General features: G+C 74.1%; 11 protein-coding genes. 7 read left to right on the top strand and 4 right to left on the bottom strand.

Annotated features, from left to right (window positions below; translation table 11 throughout):
• Positions 1-204: 204 nt before the first annotated feature.
• Positions 205-672, top strand: a complete 468-nt coding sequence (locus FRADC12_RS24190; RefSeq protein ID WP_045880154.1) for a Dps family protein — start codon at positions 205-207, stop codon at positions 670-672.
• Positions 673-763: 91 nt separating this feature from the next.
• On the opposite strand, the gene FRADC12_RS24185 is transcribed toward FRADC12_RS24190, so the two are convergent.
• From FRADC12_RS24185 to FRADC12_RS24170, 4 genes are all read right to left on the bottom strand, one after another.
• On the bottom strand, positions 764-2,323 hold the full coding sequence (locus tag FRADC12_RS24185) for an aldehyde dehydrogenase family protein (RefSeq protein WP_045878348.1): 1,560 nt from the start codon (positions 2,321-2,323) through the stop codon (positions 764-766).
• Positions 2,320-3,855 carry an L-lysine 6-transaminase gene (lat, locus tag FRADC12_RS24180; RefSeq protein ID WP_232304005.1) on the bottom strand — a complete coding sequence of 512 codons (1,536 nt, stop codon included), beginning with the start codon at positions 3,853-3,855 and terminating at the stop codon, positions 2,320-2,322. Before lat ends, FRADC12_RS24185 begins: the two co-directional genes overlap by 4 nt.
• A 233-nt stretch (positions 3,856-4,088) precedes the next feature.
• Positions 4,089-5,978 (bottom strand): serine/threonine-protein kinase, encoded by a 1,890-nt coding sequence (locus FRADC12_RS32515; protein WP_052711127.1) that lies wholly within the window; start codon positions 5,976-5,978, stop codon positions 4,089-4,091.
• Positions 5,979-6,150: 172 nt separating this feature from the next.
• The gene (locus FRADC12_RS24170; RefSeq protein WP_045878346.1) at positions 6,151-7,911 is read right to left on the bottom strand and encodes a protein kinase domain-containing protein; all 1,761 of its coding nucleotides are present in this window, start codon (positions 7,909-7,911) and stop codon (positions 6,151-6,153) included.
• 541 nt (positions 7,912-8,452) lie between these two features.
• Between FRADC12_RS24170 and FRADC12_RS33445 the strand changes: the two genes are divergently transcribed.
• The 6 genes from FRADC12_RS33445 (at position 8,453) to FRADC12_RS24140 (ending at position 21,141) form a co-directional block, all read left to right on the top strand.
• Positions 8,453-12,796 (top strand): helicase HerA domain-containing protein, encoded by a 4,344-nt coding sequence (locus FRADC12_RS33445; RefSeq protein ID WP_052711126.1) that lies wholly within the window; start codon positions 8,453-8,455, stop codon positions 12,794-12,796.
• A gap of 287 nt (positions 12,797-13,083) precedes the next feature.
• Complete coding sequence (locus FRADC12_RS24160) at positions 13,084-14,250, top strand: DUF559 domain-containing protein (RefSeq protein ID WP_045878345.1); 1,167 nt, start codon at positions 13,084-13,086, stop codon at positions 14,248-14,250.
• Positions 14,251-14,272: 22 nt separating this feature from the next.
• The gene (locus FRADC12_RS24155) at positions 14,273-14,929 is read left to right on the top strand and encodes a hypothetical protein (protein ID WP_045878344.1); all 657 of its coding nucleotides are present in this window, start codon (positions 14,273-14,275) and stop codon (positions 14,927-14,929) included.
• Positions 14,929-18,138: a helicase HerA domain-containing protein gene (locus tag FRADC12_RS24150; RefSeq protein WP_045878343.1), complete on the top strand. Its 3,210-nt coding sequence runs from the start codon at positions 14,929-14,931 to the stop codon at positions 18,136-18,138. Before FRADC12_RS24155 ends, FRADC12_RS24150 begins: the two co-directional genes overlap by 1 nt.
• Positions 18,139-18,296: 158 nt before the next feature.
• Positions 18,297-19,844 carry an MFS transporter gene (locus tag FRADC12_RS24145; protein WP_045878342.1) on the top strand — a complete coding sequence of 516 codons (1,548 nt, stop codon included), beginning with the start codon at positions 18,297-18,299 and terminating at the stop codon, positions 19,842-19,844.
• A 58-nt stretch (positions 19,845-19,902) separates the two neighbouring features.
• Positions 19,903-21,141, top strand: coding sequence for a CoA transferase (locus FRADC12_RS24140; RefSeq protein WP_045878341.1), 1,239 nt, complete (start codon positions 19,903-19,905; stop codon positions 21,139-21,141).
• The last annotated feature ends 23 nt before the right edge of the window (positions 21,142-21,164 follow it).

Raw genomic sequence — 21,164 nt, 5'->3', positions numbered from 1 at the left:
GCCGCGTCGAGGGAGCTGCTGCGAACCGACATCGGCATAGCGCACGCGCTGGACGCTACAGCCCCTATCACGCCGGCCGGTGACATGTTCCCCACGTCTCACCCGGCACGGGGCGGCGCGCCCAGATCTCGCGGGGTGGTTGGAGCCGGGCGCGTCGGGCACGGAAATACGGACCATCGACCTGGCTCCCCGGAAAGGACGATGATGAGCACCGTACGGAGTCCGCTGTCCGACGAAGCCCGGACCACCACCGGCGAGGCGCTCCAGGCCGCCGTCGTCGAGCTGATCGATCTCAGCCTGCTCGCCAAGCAGCTGCACTGGAACGTCATCGGCCACAGCTTCCGCAGCGTGCACAAGCAGCTCGACGAGGTCGTCGACTTCACCCGCACCTACACCGACACGCTGGCCGAGCGTTCGGTCGCGATCGGCTGCAACCCCGACGGCCAGTCGCACACCGTCACGACCCGCTCGCCCCTGCAGGGCGTGGAGACCGGCTACCTGCCGGACGAGAAGGTCGTGCGCGTGATGACGGACCGCCTCGGCGAGACCAGCCAGCACATGCGGGCGCACATGGCGACGACGGAGCGGGCCGACCCGGTGACCCAGGACATCTTCATCAACCTGATCCAGGAGGTCGAGGAACAGCACTGGATGTTCCAGGCCATGTCCTGATCACGCACGCCGGGCCCGCGGCCCGCTGCAGCGAACGCCGCTGGAGCGGGCCGCGGCCGCGTCCGGAGTTCCAGGTTCAGGGCTCCCGGGTTCATGGCTCCAGGCGGAACGCCAGGTCGGCCTCGGGGACGGCGGTGTCCAGCTGGGCCTTCTGGAGGCGGCCGGAGTAGTCCCAGTTGACCGACTGCCAGCGGGTGACCTGGTCGAGGACCCAGCGGCCGGACTGACGGGAGCCGTTGCCGGAGCGTCCGTTGCCGCCGAACGGCAGGTGGGCCTCGGCGCCCGAGGTCGAGTTGTTCACGCTGACCATGCCCGCCGAGATGCCGCGCCGGAACCGGAACACCGTCGACGGGTCGTTCGTGTAGATCGCGGACGACAGACCGTAGCCGGGGGCGTTGGCCAGCTCGATGGCCGAGTCGAGGTCCCGGTAGGTGGCCAGGCCGACGATCGGGCCGAACGTTTCCTCCAGGAACAATGCGTCGTCCGGGCGGACGCCGTCGACGACGACCGGGTGGTAGTAGAGGCCCTCGGCCGGGTCGCCGACGAAGCCGCGGCGCGGGGCCGCCGCGGTGATCCGGCCGACGGCGGTCGAGCCGAACGTCGTGTGGTGGCCGCGGATCAGCCCGAGGTGGCGCTCGTAGGCGGCGGCGAACTTCGCGTCGAGCATCGGGCCGTAGAGGACCGGTCGGGTCGGGTCGCCGACCGGCGCGTTCTCGACGGCGGCGGCGAACCGGCGGCGGAACCCGGCGTACACGGACTCGTGGACGATCACGGTGCCGAGCGACGTGCAGCGCTGCCCGGCGGTGCCGAACCCGCCGAACAGGGCACCCTCGACGGCCAGGTCGATGTCCGCGTCGGGAGCGACGACCATCGGGTTCTTGCCGCCCAGCTCCAGGCACGGCGTCTGCAGGTGCCGACCGCACAGCGCGCCGATCTCGCGGCCGACCTCGGTCGAGCCGGTGAAGCCGACCTTGTCGACGAGCCCGGCGTCGAGAGCCTGCGCGAGCCCGGCCGCGGTCGCGGCGCCGTCGGCCGGGACCGTCGACAGCACGCCCGGCGGCAGGCCGGCGTTCCAGGCGAGCTCGGTGAGCGCCCGCGCGCAGGCCGCGGCGTACTCGGCCGGCTTCCAGACGACCGTGTTGCCGCACAGCAGCGCCGGCACCAGGTACCAGCTCGGCACCGCGACCGGGAAGTTCCCGGCGGTGATCACCATCATCACGCCGACCGGCTCGCGGAACGTGAACAGCTGCTTGTCCGGCATCTCGGACGGGACGGTCTCGCCGTAGAGCCGGCGGCCCTCGCCGAGGAAGAACCGGCAGGTGTCGATGATCTCCTGCACCTCGCCGCGGGCCTCGGTGAGTGGCTTGCCGATCTCCCGGGTGACCAGCCGGGCGAGCGCGTCGGCGTTCTCCTCGACGAGGCGGCCGAAGTTCCCGATGACGCTGCCCCGGACCGGCGCGGGCACGTCGGCCCAGCCGCGCTGCGCGGCGCGCGCCACCCGCGCCGCCGCCACCAGCACGCCGGCGCCGCCGAGCCGGACCTCGGCGACGACCTCGTCGAGGCGCGCCGGGTTGGTCGACGCGACGGTCGGGCCGTCGGACTCGACACCGTGGATCATGGCTGCCGCCAGCGGCGGGTGTACCAGCGTCATCGTCGCCTCCGGTCTGGTCTGTCAGCGGGTCCGGGCACCGGGTGGCCCACCCGGGTGGTTCGGCCGCGCGCCGCCGCCCCACCCTGAAGGGCGCCCGCGGCGAGGGCGTCGAGCACCCGGCCGATGGCGCCGAGGGCAGCGTCGATCTCGTCGCCGGTGATCGTCAGCGCCGGCCGCAGCCGCACGGTGGCGTCCCCGGCGGGCAGCGCGAGGACATGCTCGTCGACGCGCAGCCGGCGCAGCGCCTCGTCGCGGGTCGAGAGGTCGGGCAGGTCGAACGCGCACAGCAGGCCGAGGCCGCGGGCGTTGGCCATCAGGCGCGGGTGGCGCCCGGCGAGCCGCTCCAGTCCGTCAAGCAGCCGCTCCCCCGCCCGGGCCGCGGCGTCGAAGAGCCGGTCGCGCTCCATGACCTCCAGCATGCGGGTCGAGCGAACCATGTCGACCAGCCCGCCGCCCCAGGTCGAGCTGATCCGGCCGGGCACCCGGAACACGTTGTCCGCCACCTCGTCGATGCGCCCGCCGGCCATCACCCCGCCGACCTGGGCCTTCTTCCCGAACGCGACGACGTCCGGAGCGAGGCCGAGTCGCTGGTAGCACCACGCCGCGCCTGTCCCGCCGACGCCGGTCTGCACCTCGTCGAGGACGAACAGGGCGTCGTTCTCATGCGCGAGCGCTCCCAGGGCGGCCAGGAACTCGGACCGCAGGTGCCGGTCGCCGCCCTCGCACTGGATCGGCTCGGCGAGCACGCAGGCGACGTCGTGCGGATACGCCGCGAAGGCCGCCCTGGCCTGGGCGAGGGCGCGTCGCTCGGCCGCGACCACCGCCGCGAGGCCGGCCTCGGTGACCGGGAACGTCTGGGCTGGGCTGTCGATCCGCGGCCAGTCGAACGTCGGGAAGCGCGCGGTCTTGTTGGGGTCCGTGTTGGTCACCGAGAGGGTGTAGCCGCCGCGGCCGTGGAAGGCGTGCCGCAGGTGCAGGACGCGGGTGCCGAGCTCGGCCGGTCGGCCGTGGGCCTCGTTGTGCCGGCTCTTCCAGTCGAACGCGGCCTTCAGCGCGTTCTCGACCGCCGGCGAGCCGCCCTCGACGAAGAACAGGTGCGGCAGCCGCGGGTCGCCGAGCACCCGGGCGAACGTGGTGACGAACTCCGCGTAGCCGACGGTCGCGATGTCCGGGTTCGCCGGCTTGTTGAGCGCGACGCGGCCGAGCTCGGCGACCACGGCGGGGTCGTCGGCGAGGGCCGGCGGGTTCACCCCCAGCGGCGCGGACGCGAAGAAGCTGTACAGGTCGAGGTAGGCCTCGCCGCTGCGGGCGTCCACGAGCGTCCGGCCGCCGCTGGCCTCCAGGTCCACGACGAGGTCCAAGCCGTCCACCAGGACGTGGCGGCCCAGCACCTCGGGCACGTCGACCGGCGCGACGACGGCCCGGCCCGGCGGGCGCGGACCACCGTCCCCGGCCCCCCGCTCGCGGCCTCGCCGGCCGTCGGGGCCGGTCGACCGGCCCCGACGGCCGGCGTCGGCGCCTGTGTCGGTCACGAAGGCAGGCACGGCCACGGGGCCTCCCGGATCACGAAGATCACAGACTTGGGACGCATATCGGAAATACGTCGCCGCATCCGTCTCTACACAGGAGATCCTTCTTCAGATCACTGGTTTTGACAAATTCTCTACGGTCACTGCCGGCGAACGAGTGCACTCGGAGGTCAGGACGGCGACCGCCGGTGCGCGCGTCGTGTCTCGTCCGCCGGAGACGGCTCTTGTGAGACGCCTCAGGCGGTGGGCGACGCGGCCGAGCCGGAGGACGGCGCCGCCGTGGCCGACGGGGTCGACGGATGGTCGCTCGTCGGTGCGACCGACGGCGTCGTACTCGTCGGCAGCGGCGTGGTGGTGGTGTGCGTCGGCGTCTCGGACGGCGGCGAGGTCGGAGCCTGCGTCGGGGTGGCGGAGGGCTTCGCCGTGGTCTGCCGGCTGGCCGGCGCCGTCGTCGGAGCCGGCGGCGCTACCGCCGCGTCCGTCGTGCCCTGCGCGGGCGTCAACGGGGTCGAGGAGACGGCGTCGCGCGGCTCGCTGGTCGACGTCGAGCTGACCTCGACACCGGAGCCGCCGCCGCCGGAGTGCGCGAGCACCAGCGCCAGGCTGACGGCGCCGGCGACCACCAGCACGATCAGGAGGGCCAGCACGATCCGGACGGCCGGCGACGGGCGTCCCGGCCCGGTGACCTGGACGGGCGGGCGCGGCCCGCCCTGCCAGCCCGCGGCGTCCGCGAAAGCGGTCTCGCCGCCGCGGCCACCAGAGCCGTCACGTCGTCCCTCGGGCTCCGCGCGCAGCGGCGAGCGCAGCATGGTCGGCAGATTCCCGGAGTCGTCGTCCTCCCGACGCGAGCCGACGCCCCGATGACCCTCCTGGCCCGGCTGCAGCGGCGAGCGCAGCATGGTCGGAAGCTCCCCGGATTCGTCGTTGGGGCGCGAGCCGACGCCGGCGCGGCCTTCGCCATACGCGCGTGGGGCCGGCAGGGGGCCGCTGACGGCCGCTGGCGGCGCCGGCTCGCGAGGGCCGCTGGGCGCCCGCGCGGCCGTCGGCGCCGCGGGGAGCGCCTTGGCCGCCGGCAGCGCCTTCGCCACCGCCGAAGCGGGCGCCGCCGGGAGCGCCCGTGCTGGTGGCGGCAGCACGAGGGTGCCGGACGGCACGTCGTCCGGCGTGGCCGGGGCCGGCGCCTCGGCCAGCCCCGTGTCGATGGGTGAGGGCGTGGGCGGCTGGGCGACCCAGGGCAGCAGCGCGGTCTCGACCGCGCGGTCGGACTCCAGCGGCGTCCGGACGTTCTGGTGCAGCAGCGCGCTGACCAGCGCCGCCGCCGTCGGCCGGTCGTCCGGCTCCTTGGCCAGCGTCGCGCGCACCAGGTCGACCAGCTCGGCCGGAACCCCGTCCAGGTCCGGCTCGTCGCGCTGGATCCTGGCGATGATCTCGAAGGCGCCGTCCGCCCGGAACGGGCCATGGCCCGTGGTGGCATAGGAGACGCAGGCGCCCCAGGCGAACACGTCCGCGGCCGGGCCGACCGTCCCGCCGCGCAGCTGCTCCGGCGCCATCCAGACAAAGGTGCCCAGGCGCTGGCCGTCCTGGGTCTTGGCGATCGTGACGTCGGAGTCCGCGCCGCTGTCGACACCGAGCAGCGCGCGGGTGGTCAGCGCGACCCCGAAATCGATGATCTTCGGACCGTCCCAGGCGAGCACGACGTTGGCCGGCTTGAGGTCACGGTGCACGACGCCCTCCGCGTGCATCGCGACGAGCCCGTCAGCCAGGCCGGCGGCAAAGCCGATGACCAGCCGCGCGGCGAGCGGCCCACGGCCCGCGACCGCGTCGAGCAGGGTGGCGCCCTGGATGAACTCGGTGGCCAGCCACGGCGGGTCGGCCTCGGTATCGGCGGCGACCACGGCGGCGACCGAACCGCTGCTGATCATCTGGACGGCGACGGCCTCGCGGCGGAACCGGGCCCGGAAACGCGCGTCGTCGGCGAGCGACGCGGACGGCACCTTGACGGCGACCGCCTGGTCGTCGGTCCCGAAACCGAGGTAGACGGTGCCCATGCCGCCGGAGCCGAGCCGGCCGCCAAGCCGGAACGGCCCGATGGAGCGCGGGTCGTCGTCCGTGAGCGGTGCCAGCACGAGTCCCCCTGCAGCCGTGGCGGCGCCGGATTGGGTGCGAGACCCGTCAACCGGGCCCTACGAGAATGGCACCACCGCTGCCCATCACCTTCCCAGCCATTCGTCAGCCTGGTAAGCACTTCTGGCAACGCCACCATGTCGGCCTGGCGACGGCCACCTTAAGTGCCACCGGTCAGCGTCTGCTGCCGTCGACCTTCGGGTCGGCTGGCGGGATGGCCGCGGGATCCTGCGGTGTGAAGCTCTTGCCGTCCCAGTTGAAACGCACCCGCGCCGTCCCGGTCGGGCAGCAGTCGGGGTCGGCGGCGGCGAAGGTGCCGTACTCGAGGACGGCATACGACTTCGTGGTCGCGACCACTCTGATCTGCCTGCTGGGCTGGCTCGTGTCGGTACCGAGGTAGTCGGTGTCGGTGAACACGAAGGCCTGCTCGAGGCGCGCGTCGCTGCCGTCGGAGTTTCCACCAGCCACGGTCTTGCTGCCGATGACGACGTTCAGCGCGCGTTTGGCGTCGAAGGACGAGAGTTCGGCCGTGTAGCCCAGGGACTTGACCCTGGCGCGGACGTCCTGCGCCGTCAGCCGTCGCGCCGTCGTCGGCCCGGTCGTCGGGGAGAGCTGGCTGGCCGGGCCGGCCGGGCCGCCGGCCGCCGCGGAGCCGGTACCGGCGTCGTTCGGGCTGCCGGTCGACGCGGCATCCGAGCCCGGGCTGCTGTTGTTCATCAGCGTGACAGCCGCCGCGGCGAGGCCACCGCCGAGCAGCAGGACGAACACCACCACGAGCGCCACCATGGCGCCCCGCCGGCCAGGCCGGGAAGCGGGCGGCGGCGTCCGGCCACCGGCCGCGCCGGAGCCAGCCGCCGGGTAGCCCGAGCCGCGGTAGCCGCTGTCGCCGTACCCGCGGGGAGCGCCGTAGGACGGGGGTGGGGTGGCCCGCGCATAGGGCGGCGTCGAGTACTCCTGCCGCGCGTCGGTGCGCGGCACGGCGGACCGGGGCGGCCCGGACGGGGTCCGGCGGCCGGCCGGGGGCTCAGGGGTGGCGGGCGGCAGCTCCCACAACCGGGCCATCGCGGTCTCGTAACGTTCGTCCGAGGCGGCCACGCGCTCGGTCGCGGCCCCCTCCAGGCCGTCGCCCGCTCGGCCGCGCAGGAGCCGGTCGCGCAGCTCGATGGCGGTCGGCCGCCGGGCCGGGTCCTTGTCCAGGGCGGCCCGCACGACCGGCAGCAGCCCCGCCGGCACGCCGGTGAGCTCGGGCGCGGAGCTGAGGATTCGCACACCGACCGCCTCGGGTGTGGGCGCCCGGAACGGCGGGTGGCCCGTCGCCGCGAACGCGACGCACGCGCCCCAGGCGAAGACGTCCGCCGCTGGGCCGGCCCGCTCCCCGCGCAGCTGCTCGGGCGCCATCCAGACGATCGTGCCGATGAGGACGCCGGTGCTGGTGTGCCGGGTGGTGTCCGAGGCGCTGGCCACGCCGAAGTCGATGACCCGAGGCCCGTCCCAGGCGAGCACGATGTTCGCGGGCTTCAGGTCCCGGTGCACCACGCCGACGTCGTGGATCGCGACCAGCGCCTCCGCCAGGCCGGCGGCCAGGCCCGTGAGCAGCCGGTCGTCGAGCTGGCCCCGGTCGGACACCGCCTCGGCCAGGCTCTTGCCCTCGACGTACTCGGTGGCCATCCAGGGGCGGTCGCCGGCGGTGTCGGCATCGAGCACGGCGGCGACAGCGGGGCCGTGCACCCGGCGGGCGGCGGCGACCTCGCGGCGGAACCGGGACCGGAACTGCTCGTCGCGGGCGAGCGCCGGCGCGGGAACCTTCACCGCGACCGCCTTGTCCTCGGGCGAGAAGCCGAGGTAGACGGCGCCCATACCGCCCCGGCCGAGCAGGCTCTGAATCCGGTACGGGCCGATCTGGCGCGGGTCCTTGTCGCCCAGCGGCGTGAGCACGGGTCCTCGTCTCCTCCCCGCAGGCGACGCCGATCGGCGCGTGCTGCGGTGTCTCGGCTGGCGGCCGGGTGCGGGCCGCACGGGGGTACGGGCGTGGGTCCCCGGCGACGCGCCGGCCGACAGGTTCCCAACCGGTCACGCGACGTCGCCATTGTTATCGCACGCCCCGGAACCGCCCGGCTCCCCCTGACGCAAACGCTACGCGATCATGCCTTTTCCGTGTTCGGGGGCCTGACGGGGCTCTTCCGCGGCGCTCAGGTTTCCGCCGTCACGCCTGAGCTTCCGGTCCGATCCGCCCGGCAAGGCGGGCACCCCTCCGGGCGAGCGAAGATCCACGCCCGGTCGGCCGGGCGGAGGGCGCGGCCGGCTCGCTTCGGGCCGTATGCCAACCTAGAACGCCATGGTGGCGTTTCGCGCCCCTTGACCGCCCTGAGCACCGCGTCCCGCCCGTCGAGCCGCTCCCCTGGCTTCACGCGGCCGCCGTCCGCTCGCTCGGCGGGTTGGTCTGGCGCCTGAGGCGGGAGCGGAGAGAGCTGGCGAGATGGCGGGCGCAGGCGAGCGGGACGCGTTCGCGACCCTGAATCTCCGCTGGATCCGCGGCCTCGACGGCGTGTGGGCACCGGCGGAGTGGCACGTCGACGGCCTGCACGCCGACGCGGTCCGCGCGTTGTCCGACGCGGTCCGCGACGCCACCTCCGACCCGAACGACAACCCGCCTGGTCTCGTCATCCAGGGCGAGGCGGGCACCGGCAAGACCCAGCTGCTCGGCTGGGTCCGCGAGCAGGTGCAGGCGGCCGGCGGCTACTTCTTCCTGGTCGGCCCGCTCGGCGGCGGCACGCCGTTCTGGGAGAGCGTCGTGGGCGCGCTCGTCGACGGCCTGGCCCGGCCGGCCGGCGGCACCGGCGAGACCCAGCTGCGGCTGTTCCTGCGCCGGCTGGCCGGCGTCGTCGGCGCCACGCCGGCGATCACCGCCGGGGTCACCGGCGCGGCCCCGCTGGAGCCGGTCCACCTGAAGGACCTCGTCGTCGCGCTCCGCAGCCACGACCGGCGGCTGGGCGGCGACTGCCAGGACACGCTGCGCGCGCTCGTCCTGCTCGGCTCGGACGACCTGGACGACGAGGACGTCGGCCGCGGCTACCTGCAGTCGATGGCGGAGCAGTTCCCCAACCAGCGGGCCGAACGCGGCATGCGCGCGCCAGCCAAACCGACCGCCGAGATCGTCCGCGAGCTGTTCCGGCTGCTGGCGCTGACCGGTCCGGCCGTCATCGCCGTCGACCAGCTCGACACGGCCCTCGCGCCGGCCCAGCCGGCCCGGGCGGGCGGCGCGGCGCAGGCCGCCGACGCCCCGCCGGACCCAGCAGAGCCAGGCACCGACGCGGACTGGGCCAGCCAGCTCGTCCACGAGGTCGCCGACGGGCTGGCCGGCCTGCGTGACCTGACGCCGCGGACGCTGTGCCTGGTCACCTGCCTGCCGGCCACCTGGGACCTCGTCGCCGGCCACGCCATCGGCCCGGTGACCGACCGGTTCCGGGTGCTCGACCCACTGGGGGGTATGGGCAGCGCAGAGCTCGCCGGGCGGCTGGTGGCCCGCCGCTTCGCCCGGCGCTACCAGCTGATCGGGTTCGTGCCGCCGTACCCGACCTGGCCGGTGCACCCGGACGCGCTGCGCGCCGCCGCGGGCGACACCCCCCGTGCGCTGCTGCGCCGCGTCGACACCCACCTGCGCGCCGGCCTGGCCGCCGGATCCTTCACCGAACTGCGCGCGCTCGGCGCGGCCACGGAACCGGGCGCCGGCGGCGAGCCGCGACCGGCGGAGCTCGGGGCGTCCGCGTCGCCCCTCGACGCCGGCCCCAGAGGCGCGGGCACCGTCATCACCCGGGGCGGTCCGGAAGGCCCGGCGGACCGGCGGCTCGTGGTCGGCTTCGCCGAGCTGGATGTCGCCTGGGCCCGGCTACGCGCGGCCGCCCCCGGGCTGGCCGCGCTGACCGAGCACAACGAGGACGTGCTCGTGCCGGACCTGCTCGCCGCCGGCCTGGACGCGTGGATCACCGAGCTGGGGCCCGCGGGTGGCGCCTTCACCCGTGACGCCACGCTCAGTGGCCGGCCGGCTCTGCACGCCCGGCTGCGCCAGCACCTGACCGAGCGCGGGGCCGAGGCGCACTGGTCCTTCCGCGCGGTCCTCACCTCGCGGCCGTGGACGGCACTGAACCGGCTCAACAGTGCCTGCGCGATGGCCGGGCTCGCCAGCGGCATCGGCGCAGGCGACGGTCGCGGCACGCGCCGCCCGGCTGCCTTCCCGTCCAACCGCCGGACGCTGGTGGTGCTGCGCACCGCGGCCTGGGACCAGGCCGTGACCTGGGAACGCACCCCAGGCGGCGACCGGACGGCGACGCGGGCTGACACCGACCCGGCCAGTCGGGCGATGCTGCCCGATGCCGTGGCGGCGTTCGAGCGGGCCGGCGGCGTGACCGAGCTGCTCACCGAGGAGGACGTCCGCACCTTCGCGGCACTGCGCGAGCTGTTGGACGGACGGCATCCGGCGTTGGGAACCTGGCTGCTCGCCCGCCGGCCCGCGAGTGCCTCCCCGCTGCTGGCGGCCACGCTCGGGGCGCTGTTCCAGGAGCTCGCGCCCGAGCCCACGCGGTACCCACCCGTGATCGCCGTGCCCGCCAGCCGTTCACCCTTCGTCGTCACCGCGCCGGCCGCGGCGCACCTGCGTCCGTTGAACGGACATCCGGAGCCGGCGCCGCCGGCGCTCGCGTCCGTCGCGACGGCCACCGTCGAGCCGCCGTCGGTAGCGGCGGCGGGCCCCGCGCCGGCACCACCAGCCGCGGCGATGGTAGCTCCGGCGGCGCCGGCACCGGCGGTGGTCCTCGCGGCGGAGCCGACGACGACCGCGGAGCCGACGACGACCGCGGAGCCGCCGGGCCGGGACCTGGCCACGGCTGAGGATCCGCGCGTAGCCCCGGATGGGACGGACTGGCTGGCGCCGACCGGGGCCGTCGGCCAGGCCGAGCCAGGCCCGGCGCACCCCACGGCCGCGCGTGCGCCTTGGGGGGTAAGCCCCAGAGAGCTGCTCCGACCAGGCATCGCCGCCACACCGGTGCTCGTCCCCGTCCCGGTGGCGGGAGGCGCGAGCGATGCCCCATCCGCTGCGCCGACCTTCGGCGCCCCGGCACCGCCGGTCCCGCCGGCCTCCAGCCCGCCGGCGCCATCCATCGGGTCGGCCCCGGCCGCGCCGAGCACGCCACCGCTCGGCGCGCCGGCGCGGGTGCTCGACCGGACGGTGCCACCGCGCGACGGCACGGCAAAGGCGAACCAGAGGACGCCAGGCGCCCGCGCACCGGTTGGCCCGCCATCGGGTGCTGGACCGGCTGCCCCCGGCACGTCATGGCTGATCCCGGTCCCGCCGCCTGGGACGCCCGCACCGCTCGCCGTTCCCCCAGCGGAGCCGTCGGCGGCGGTGGCGGGCCCGGCGGCGGCTCAGGCCGCCAGCCCAGCACCCGCGGCGGCACCGGTCGAGCCGCGTCCACCGGCCGAACCAGCTCAGGAAGCCTCGGCTTCCAGCGACGCCCGGCCGCCGGCGTGGCCGCTGCGGCCCACGCTGGCCCGGACGGCCGGCCTGGTTCCGGTGACGCCCACGGCCCCGCTGCCGGCCGGCCGGCCATCGACCCCGGCCGAGCCCCTGGCCCAGCCCCCTGCGCCGGTGCCTGCCCTGGACCCCACCGAGGACCCGGCCGCTGCCTTGGCGATGGCGTTCTCCCTCGGCTCCCCCGCGGCCGCGCCCCTCGTGGAACCTGTCCCAGTCGTCTCGACCGGATTCCCCGACCTGACGATCTCCGTCGGTCCCGCCGTCACGGCGCAGGCCAGCCGCCCCGGGCCCCGCTTCGAACTGTCACGCCGTCCAGCCCAGCTCAACGGCCACGGTGAGCGGCCCGTCGAGCTGGCGGCGGGGCCGGTTCCCCGGCCCGGCCCCGCCGAGTCGGTCCCGATCGGCGTGGCCGCCGGTACGCGGTCCCCGGTCCGGCTGCCCCTGGCGAGGCTGCGCCGCCATACGGTGATCTTCGGCGGGTCTGGTGTGGGCAAGACGGTGCTTGTCCGGCGTCTCGTCGAGGAGGCCGCGCTGCGCGGGGTCTCGTCGATCGTGCTGGATCCCACCGGCGATCTGGTCCGCCTCGGCGACGCCTGGCCGTCGCCACCGGCGGGCTGGGCGCCCGGCGACGCGGAGCTGGCCCGCGAGTACCTCGCGAGCACGGACGTCGTGGTGTGGACGCCGGGGCGGCCGGACGGGCGCCCGCTCGACGCCGAGTCCATCGACCCGGGCGAGTTGCTCACCCAGGCGCCCGGCCAGCGGGCGAGGGTGTCGGTCGTGAGCCTGGCCGGGCTGCCGACCGACGAGGCGCGGCAGACGTTCGTCCGCCAGCTCCAGCTCGTCACCACGGCCTGGGCCGGCCAGCTGCCCGCGGCGGACCGGCCACTGGCGGGCCTGGTGGTCATGGACGAGGCGCACCGCCTCGCGCCGGCCGGCCTGCCGACGCCGAGCACCGAGAGCACCCTGCGGCTTGCCGCCGAGGCCGGCGGCCAGGGGCTCGGCCTGATCTTCACCACCCCGTCCCCCCACGCCCTGTCGGACCGGCTCCCGCGGCTGGCCGCCACCCAGTTCTTCGGCCGGCTCAACCCGCCAGCCCAGATCGACACGGCCCGGGTCATGGCGCGGGCGCTGGGCGGCGAGGCACCGGGCATCGGCCGCCTCGGGGTCGGCGAGTTCTACACCGCCGGCGCCGGCCTCCCGTTCCCCTGCGTCACGGCTCCGCTCTGCCTGAGCCACCACCCTGGCTGGCCGCTGCCCGTCGACGAGGTCCTGGCCCGCGCGCGCCGCCCATGAGGGCCCGACGGCCACGGCCGCCGCGCAGGAGAGGCGCTGTGGACCGGTGCGAACCGACCGCTCTGGCCGGAGGTGCCGTGACGCCGGTGATCACCCGAGTTCGCCGGCTCGTCACACAACGTCCAGGTCGGCCCGCGTGCCTCCCAGGCAGGGCGACGCCCCATGTGTCGCATCTATGTGGGAACCTGTGACGCGGCATATCGGGCGGCGGGGGCCGCTGTCGCGTAGAGCGCACGTGGCTCGCCAGGCAGGCTTCACGTGATGTGTCACGGTCGGGGGGTTCGGCGGTGGTTTCGTGGTGGGCGCATGTCCCGCCGGGACGGGTCGCGCGCGTCGTCGACGCGACCGCGGAGGCACTCGACCGCTCCCTCGACCCACTGCCCGTCGAGGCTCCAGCAGCCGTGCGCTACCGGCCTCCCCGCGACCTGACCGCCAGCACGGCGTCGATTGTCACGAGTCTCCTCGCCCAGTTGGACCAGGCCGCGCGCGAGTTGTTCCCCAGCTGGCTCCCCGGCGCCGACGGCCTCGATCTCGTAGCCGCCGGGCGCGACACACCTGACGCCACCGAGCCAGCAACCGGCCGGCTGGACCGGGAGACGGCGGCCCGCGCGTCCGGCGCGACTGTCGCCGCGGCCCGCGCGCTCGCGACGACGATCGCGGCCACCACGGCTGACTTTGGTCCGTTCTTGGCCGACCTCGCCGGCCGCGCGGTTTCTGGAGATCCACCCGCGGCCGCACGGCAGCGGCGCTTCCTGGACGAGTTGCGCGCGGCCGGCCTCGCCCGCGTCATAGCCGCGTCCTACCAGCGGACAACCGCAGCTCTGCTCGTTTTCCCGCCCTCTGGGCCGAGCGAACCGGGGCCACGGCCGGTGGCCTCGCTGATCGCGGCCATGGAGTGGCTGGCCTACCACGGTCGGTTCGCGGTGTGGCTCCCCTGGCCCGACAGCGCCGAGCCGAGCCTCGACAGCCGCCATCCGTCGCTCAACCGTCTCACGAGTATCCACGCCGGCCTCCCCGACGCCGGAGGAACGACCGACCAGGTCGGTGTTCGCCGTCGCGCCGAGGAGCCGATGCTGAGCTACCCGCCGGTCAGCGGCCAGCCGCATCCGGCGAGCGCGGCCGAGGCCCGGCTCGAGCGGGCTCTGGCAACCAGGGTCTGGGCCGGCGGCCGGTCCTGGAACGAGACCTACCGGTCCGGCCCGCTGGCGAGCCCGATTCGGGTCGACCTGCTGTGGCGGGCCGAGCGGTGCGCTGTGGAGATTGACGGACCGGAGCACCACTCGCCGGCGCACTACGAGGCCGACCGCCGCCGCGACGTCGACCTGACCCTGGCTGGCTACGCGGTGCTGCGATTCACCAACAACCAGGTTCTGGTCGACACGGCCGACGTACTCAGCAAGATCGAACGACTGCTTCACCTTCGGCGCCAGGACCAACAGGAACGCCGACGGTGACCAAGAGAAAGGGCGAGACAAGATGACCGACGAGAGGCTGTCGGGAAGCCAGCTCGGCGCGCTGCTGACGTTGATGGCGGTGGACCGGGCGGTCTCCAACCCCGAGCTGAAGGAACGCTTCCGGCTTACTATCGACGGCGCGAACCGGCGGGTACTCAACGAGCTCAAACTGGTCGAGAGCCACAAGTTCGGCCGTGCGTTCGTCCACTCGCTGACCGACGACGGGTGGGCCCGCTGCGGGCAGGAGCTGGCCGCGCCGCTGCCCGAGTCCCGGACGTTCGCCGTCCCGCCTGGCGCGGTGTACGCGCTGCTCGGAGGGCTCTCCAGGTACCTCGGCCGGGCCGGTCTTACCCTGGCCGACGTCTTCGCCGCGCAGCCGGCTCCGACGGAGGGCAGCGCGCCGGCCGTCGCGGAGGATCTCGAGCAGACGATCCGGGTTGCCTATCGCGACCTCGCCCAGCGGCCCGGTGCGTGGGTGCGGTTGTCCGCGCTGCGCCCGCGGCTGGGTGACACCCCCCGTCAGGACGTCGACGAGGTACTGCGGGAGCTCAACCGCGCGCCCGGGTCGGGCGTGACGATCGCTCCGGAGGAGGACCAGAAGACCTTGACGAGTTCGGACCGCGCGGCCGCCGTCCGGATCGGCGGGCAGGACAAGCACCTGCTGCTGATCGAGAACTGATGGGCGCTCGGGAGCAGGATGCCTTCGCGGCGCTGAAGCTGGACTGGGTCCGCACCCCGGAGGACGTGTGGCGGTCGGCACCAGACCACGTCGACGGCATTCACCCGGTAGCCGCCCGTTCGGTCACCGACAACCTGGCCACGGCGACCGCCAGCACCGGTCGACCCAACCCCATGGGCCTCGTGATCCAGGGCCAGGCTGGCACGGGCAAGACCCACCTGCTCGGTTGGGTTCGGGAACGGGTTCATGCCGCCGGCGGCTACTTCTTCCTCGTCGGCCCGCTCGGCGGCACGCCGTTCTGGGAGAGCGTGCTCGCCTCGGTGGTCGACGGGCTGACTCGCGAGATCGACGGCCACGACACTCAGCTGCGGGTTTTTCTGCGCCGCCTGGCCACGCTCATCTCGGCACCGCCCGAGGTGACCGCGGTCGTGACCGGTCAGGCCCCCTACGAGCAGTCGCGGCTGAAGGACCTCGTCGTCGCGCTACGCAGTTTCGACCGCGTCATCGGCCGGGACTGCCAGGACACCCTGCGCGCCCTCGTCCTGTTCGGCTCCGACGACTACGACGCCGAGGATGTCGGCCGCGGCTACCTGCTGTCGATGGAGGAGCAGTTCCTGCACGAGCGGTCCGAACGCGGCATGCGCGCCACGCCGACGCCTGCCCAGCAGATCGTCCGTGAGGTCTCCAGGCTGCTCTCCCTGACGGGACCGACAGTCATCGCGGTGGACCAGATCGACACCGCGATCGCCGAGTCACGTGTGTCCTACGAGGACGGAGAGCCCGGCTCGCGCGAGGCCGGCCCGATCGTCCACCAGGTCGCCGACGGCCTGCTCGGGCTGCGGGACCAGACCACGCGAACGCTCTGTCTGCTGACCTGTCTGCCGTCGACCTGGGACCTGATCGACAAGCAGGCCGTCACCTCCGTACGGGACCGATTCCGCGTGGCGAGCCCGTTGGGCGTCATCGGCACCGCCGAGCTGGCCGAGCAGATCGTCCGGCGCCGGTTCGCCGAGCGGTATCAGGCCATCGACTTCACGCCGAAGTACCCGACGTGGCCGGTCAGCGCCGAGGCGCTACACGGCGCGAGCGACTACACCCCGCGCGCGTTGTTGCAGTGCATCGACCGTCATATCCAGGCATGCCTGGCGACCGGCACGGTGACCGAGCTGAGCAAGCTCGACGCCGAGCACAACGAGCCGCCGGTCGGACCGGGCCTTGTGTCTCCTCCAGTGACGGATGAGCTCGCCGCGTTGGACGCCGCCTTCGAGCATCTGCTGGAGGAGGCAGCTGCCGACACGCTCACAGCGACGACGGAGGACGCCGTGTTTCCTGGGCTGCTCGCCGCCGGGCTGGCCGCCTGGATCATCGAGCTGGGCGAGGCGGGAGCCTCGTTCCGGTACGACCCGAAGCCAAGCGCGAAGCCCTATCTGCACGCTCGGCTGCGCCATGTCCTCGACGAGGACACCGGGGACGAGACCCACTGGTCCTTCCGGGCGGTCCTCGCGACGAATCCTAGGACGGCGCTGACCCGGCTACAGGGCGCCGCCACGGCCGCCGGCATCGGCTCCGGCTCCGGCTCCTCGGGCATGGCGATCCGGCGCCGCTTGGTGCTGCTGCGCGAGGACGAGTGGAGCAAGGGCGCCAAGACTCAGGAAGCCGTAGAGAAGCTTAAGGCTTCCGGCGGGACCACCTGCCTCCTGGCGACCGACGACCTCCGCGTCCTCGCCGCACTGCGCCAACTGCTCGACGAGCACCATCCGGCGGCCGACGTCTGGCTGCGGTCTCGGCGTCCGGCCAGCTCGACCAAGCTGCTCAGCGACACGCTGGGTGACGTGTTCAGCGAGCTGGCCTCGCCGGAGCCGGATCTCGGCTCGCCCCCGCCGGCAACGGACGAGGTTTCCCCGACGGGCCCGGCCACGCCGGCCGGCCAGCGGCCCGCCAGCCTGGCCACGGGAGCCGGACGGGACGGCCTCATTCGCCATGGAACCGCGGTGCCTGTCGGTTCCGCCCCGTCGAAGGCCCCCGTCGAGATCCAGCTGGACGCCCTGCGCAAGCACACCGCGATCTTCGCCGGGTCCGGCTCGGGAAAGACGGTGCTGATTCGCCGGCTGATCGAGGAATGTGCCCTGCGCGGAGTCTCCTCGATCGTGTTGGATCCGAACAACGACCTGGCCCGCCTTGGCGACGCCTGGCCCGAGCGGCCAGCCCGCTGGGCGCCTGGCGACGCGGAGCTGGCAACCGAGTACCTCGCGGGCGCGGACGTCGTCATCTGGACGCCGCGCCGCGACAGCGGCCGGCCGTTGAGTTTTCAGCCGCTGCCCGACTTCGCCGGCCTACTCGGAAACACCGAGGAGCTGGGCCTGGCGATCGACGTAGCCGCCTCGACGCTCGCCGCCCGCGCGGGCGTCGCGGGCGCGACCAGGCGGGCCGTGATCGGTCAGGCAATCCTGCGCCAGGCGTTGCGCCACTTCGCCCGGAGCAACCGGAGCAGCCTCGACGCGTTCATCGAGCTGCTGCGCGAGCTGCCGGATGGGGTCACCGATCTCGACCCGGACGACCGGGCGGGAAAGGAGATGGCACAGACGCTGCGTGCGGCGACCATCAACGATCCGCTGTTCGGGGGAGGCGGAACCGCCGTCGACCCCGGAGAGCTGCTGACTCCGGCCGCCAGCCGGCGGGCTCGGATTTCGGTCATCAACCTTTCCGGGCTGCCGGACGACGCGCAGCGGCAAAGTTTCGTAAGCCAGCTGCAGATAGCACTGTTCGCCTGGGCGAAACGCAACCCGGCGACGGACCGGCCGCTCGGCGGCCTGTTCGTGATGGACGAAGCGCAGACCTTCGCGCCGTCGGGCGGCTCCACACCCTGCACCGCGAGCACGCTCATGCTCGCCTCGCAGGTCCGCAAGTACGGGCTCGGCCTGGTGTTCGCGACGCAGGCGCCGAAGGGCCTCCACAACCGGATTCCAGGCAACGCGGCGACGCAGTTCTTCGGCCGGCTGAACTCGCCGACGCAGATCGACACCGCCAGGGAGATGGCGAAGGTGATGGGTGGCGACGCGCCGGACATCGGCCATCTCGGCGTGGGCGAGTTCTACTCCGTCAGCGAGGGGCTGCCCTTCCAGCGGCTCACCACGCCGCTATGCCTAAGCCATCACCCTGCGAGCCCTCTTGCGCCCGAGGAGGTAGTCGCGCGCGCCAGAAGGTCCTGACCACGCGCTTCTGCGCGGATCGCCCGATCTCGGGACGTACATCCGGAGGACCTCGTGGCGCCGAGCGTGCGGGCGGCTACGGTGGACGGAACGGGCAGAGCTCGTGAACCCACTCGGACGGGCCGCTGGCGCGGTTCCGCGCACGCCTGGAGTCGGACATGACCACAGCCGACATCGGCAGCCCGCGCCGCGGTCTCGCGCTCACCGCGATGATCTTCGCTGTGGCGATGACGTTCATCGACATGACGATCGTCTCGATCGCCGCTCCGCAGGTCCAGAGCGAGCTGAAGCTGTCCGCGACCGGGGTCCAGTGGGCCGTCAACGCCTATCTACTGGCGCTTGCGGCGCTGTTCGCGTTCGGGGGGCGGCTCGCGGACACCCTCGGGCACCGGACGATGGTCCTCATCGGGATCGCCACCTTCGCCGGCGCCTCGGCCATGTGTGGCTTCACGCCATCGGGGAGCCTGGCCGAGGCGTGGATCGTGACGTTCCGAGCCCTGCAGGGCGCCGGCGGAGCCCTGATGTACCCGGCGGCGCTGGCGATCGTCGTCAACAGCTACGAGGTGCGCGAGCGCGGCAAGGCGATGGCGTTGTTCTTCGGGATCGCCGGCGGGCTGACGGCCGTCGGCCCGGCGCTGGGTGGCTTCCTCACCCAGTGGACCTGGCGGGCGATCTTCTGGGTGAACATCCCGATCGCGGTCGTGGCGCTCGTGCTGACGGTGCTCGCGCGACCGGCCTCCGTGCGCACCAGGGCCCGGATGGACTACCGCGGGTTCGCCCTGGTCGCCGCCGGGACGGGTCTGTCGGTGTTCGGCTTCCAGCAGGCGGCCCGCTGGGGCTGGTCGGACCCGTTGACCGGCGGGTGCATCGGGCTCGGCTTCGTCCTGCTGCTGGTCTTCGGCTGGGTCGAGCTGCGCACCCGGTCACCGCTGATCGACCTGAAGATCTTCGCCGACCGGGGCTTTCTCGTCGACAACGTGATCCTCGGCCTGTCGATGGTCGCGTTCGTCCCGATCTTCTTCTTCGCGAGCGAGTACGCCCAGGTCTCGCTCGGCGAGAAACCGGCCAGCTCGGGCCTGCTGCTGCTCTACTTCTTCCTCGGCTTCGCGACCGCGGCGCAGCTGGGCGGGCGGATGCTCGACCGGGGCGGCGCCCGGCGCCCGGTGGTCCTGGGCTGCGCCCTCGCGGCCGCAGGGCTCGCGCTCTGGGGCGAGCGGCTCGACTCGCTGCACCTCGGCGGCCAGATCTGGTGCATCATCCTCACCGGCGCCGGAATGGGCCTGATCATCGGGCAGGCGAACACCGACGCCCTCAACCGGGCACCTGCCACGGCCTACGGCGAGGTCACGGGTATCACCCAGACGGTCCGCAACTACGGCTCCAGCCTGGGGATCGCCGTTCTCGGCACCATCCAGGTGACCCAGCTGCGCTCACACCTGACGAGCTCGCTGGTCGCCCAGGGCGCGCCGCCGGCCGAGGCTCACCGGATCGCCGCCGCGTCGTCCCAGTCCGACCACGCGAGCGGCTCCACGGCAGCGATCCCGCACTTCGTCCAGCTCGACTTCGCGCAGGCGACCCGCGCCGTGTTCTACGTGATGGCCGGTGTCATGGCGCTCGCCTGCGTGATCGCCGCGCTGGCGCTGCCGCGCGCGTCCAGCGCCGAGCGGGCGCTCCCCGCGTTCCCCAAGACCGGGCAACCGGCCTAGCCGGGCGGGCGGCACCTATCCCGAGCCGCGTAGCCGCAACCATGACTAGGCTTTGATCATGTCCGGCTGGCTGTCCGCCACTCTCCCGGCCCGCACGCTCGCGACCACGTCGGTCGAGGCCGTCTGCGCGGCCGCGCGCCGCGCCGGGGCCACCGGTCCGATCGCCACCGCCGCGTCGGATCCCGAGCGCATCGCCGCCGCGTTCGGCAGCGAGCGGCTGTTCCGCGACGGTGGCAGCGGTGCGGACGCGTTCGCGCCGCTGTCCGGCTTCTTCCCGGCCGCGGATGGCTGGCTGCGGACCCACGCGAGCTACCCACACCACCGCGACCGCCTGCTGCGCCTCGTCGGCCTGGCCGCGGACGAGGCAGACCGGGCGACCCTGGCCAGGGCGATCTCGGCGCGGTCGGCCGCCGAGATCGAGAACCTGGCGGTCGAGGCTGGCGCCATCGCGGTCCGGGTCAGGACCGAGGCCGAGTGGCGGGCGTCCGAGCCGGGCATCGCCACGGCCACGGGGTCGCTCGTCCGGTTCACGCACCGCGACGACGGCGCCGCCCTCACACTCGCGGGCGGTGGGCTCCCCCTGGCCGGCATCCGCGTGCTCGATCTGACTCGGGTGCTGGCCGGGCCAGTCTGCGGGCGGACGCTCGCCCTGCTCGGCGCGGACGTGCTGCGCCTCGATCCGCCGATTCCCGCCGAGATCGAGTGGCAGCAGCTGGATACGGGCCAGGGCAAGCGGACCGCGATCCTCGACCTGCGCACCGAGCTGCCCCGGGCGCAGGAGCTCCTGGACGCGGCGGATGTCCTGGTGACCGGCTACCGACCCGGCGCGATCGAGGCCTTCGGGCTGCGACCGCCGCCCGGGCTCATCCGCGCCCGGGTCAACGCCTGGGGCGACACCGGCCCGTGGGCTGGCCGGCGCGGCTTCGACTCCATCGTCCAGGCCGCGTCGGGCATCGCACTGATCGAGAGCGCGGACGGCACGACGCCCGGGGCCTTGCCCGCGCAGGCGCTCGACCACGCCACCGGGTATCTGCTCGCCGCCGCGGTCATCGATGCGCTGGTCGCCCGCGCCGCCGACGGCCGGGGCCTCGACCTCGCCGCCGCCCTCGCGCGCACGGCCTCCTGGCTGCTCGACCGTCCCGGCCGCGAGCCGGGTCATCCGCCGGCCGCGGCGCCGACCGACCGTTGCGCCGTCACGCACGGCACGCGCACGACGGCGCGCCCCGCCATTCCCGGCTTCGACGACTACCCGTTCCCCGCCCACCACTGGGGCACCGACCCGGCCGCCTTCGACTGAGACCGACCCCCGCAGCCACACTG

It is taken from the genome of Pseudofrankia sp. DC12 (genome assembly GCF_000966285.1).
Taxonomy (GTDB): domain Bacteria; phylum Actinomycetota; class Actinomycetes; order Frankiales; family Frankiaceae; genus Pseudofrankia.
The sequence above is the reverse complement of the archived record's forward strand: the minus strand, read 5'-3'. Positions and strand labels throughout refer to the sequence as shown.

Excerpts from the sequence above, each read along its gene's own strand:
- FRADC12_RS24190 (WP_045880154.1), top strand. The coding sequence starts at position 205 with ATGAGCACCGTACGGAGTCCGCTGTCCGACGAAGCCCGGACCACCACC.
- FRADC12_RS24185 (WP_045878348.1), bottom strand. The coding sequence starts at position 2,323 with ATGACGCTGGTACACCCGCCGCTGGCGGCAGCCATGATCCACGGTGTC.
- FRADC12_RS33445 (WP_052711126.1), top strand. The coding sequence starts at position 8,453 with ATGGCGGGCGCAGGCGAGCGGGACGCGTTCGCGACCCTGAATCTCCGC.
- FRADC12_RS24155 (WP_045878344.1), top strand. The coding sequence starts at position 14,273 with ATGACCGACGAGAGGCTGTCGGGAAGCCAGCTCGGCGCGCTGCTGACG.
- FRADC12_RS24150 (WP_045878343.1), top strand. The coding sequence starts at position 14,929 with ATGGGCGCTCGGGAGCAGGATGCCTTCGCGGCGCTGAAGCTGGACTGG.
- FRADC12_RS24145 (WP_045878342.1), top strand. The coding sequence starts at position 18,297 with ATGACCACAGCCGACATCGGCAGCCCGCGCCGCGGTCTCGCGCTCACC.
- FRADC12_RS24140 (WP_045878341.1), top strand. The coding sequence starts at position 19,903 with ATGTCCGGCTGGCTGTCCGCCACTCTCCCGGCCCGCACGCTCGCGACC.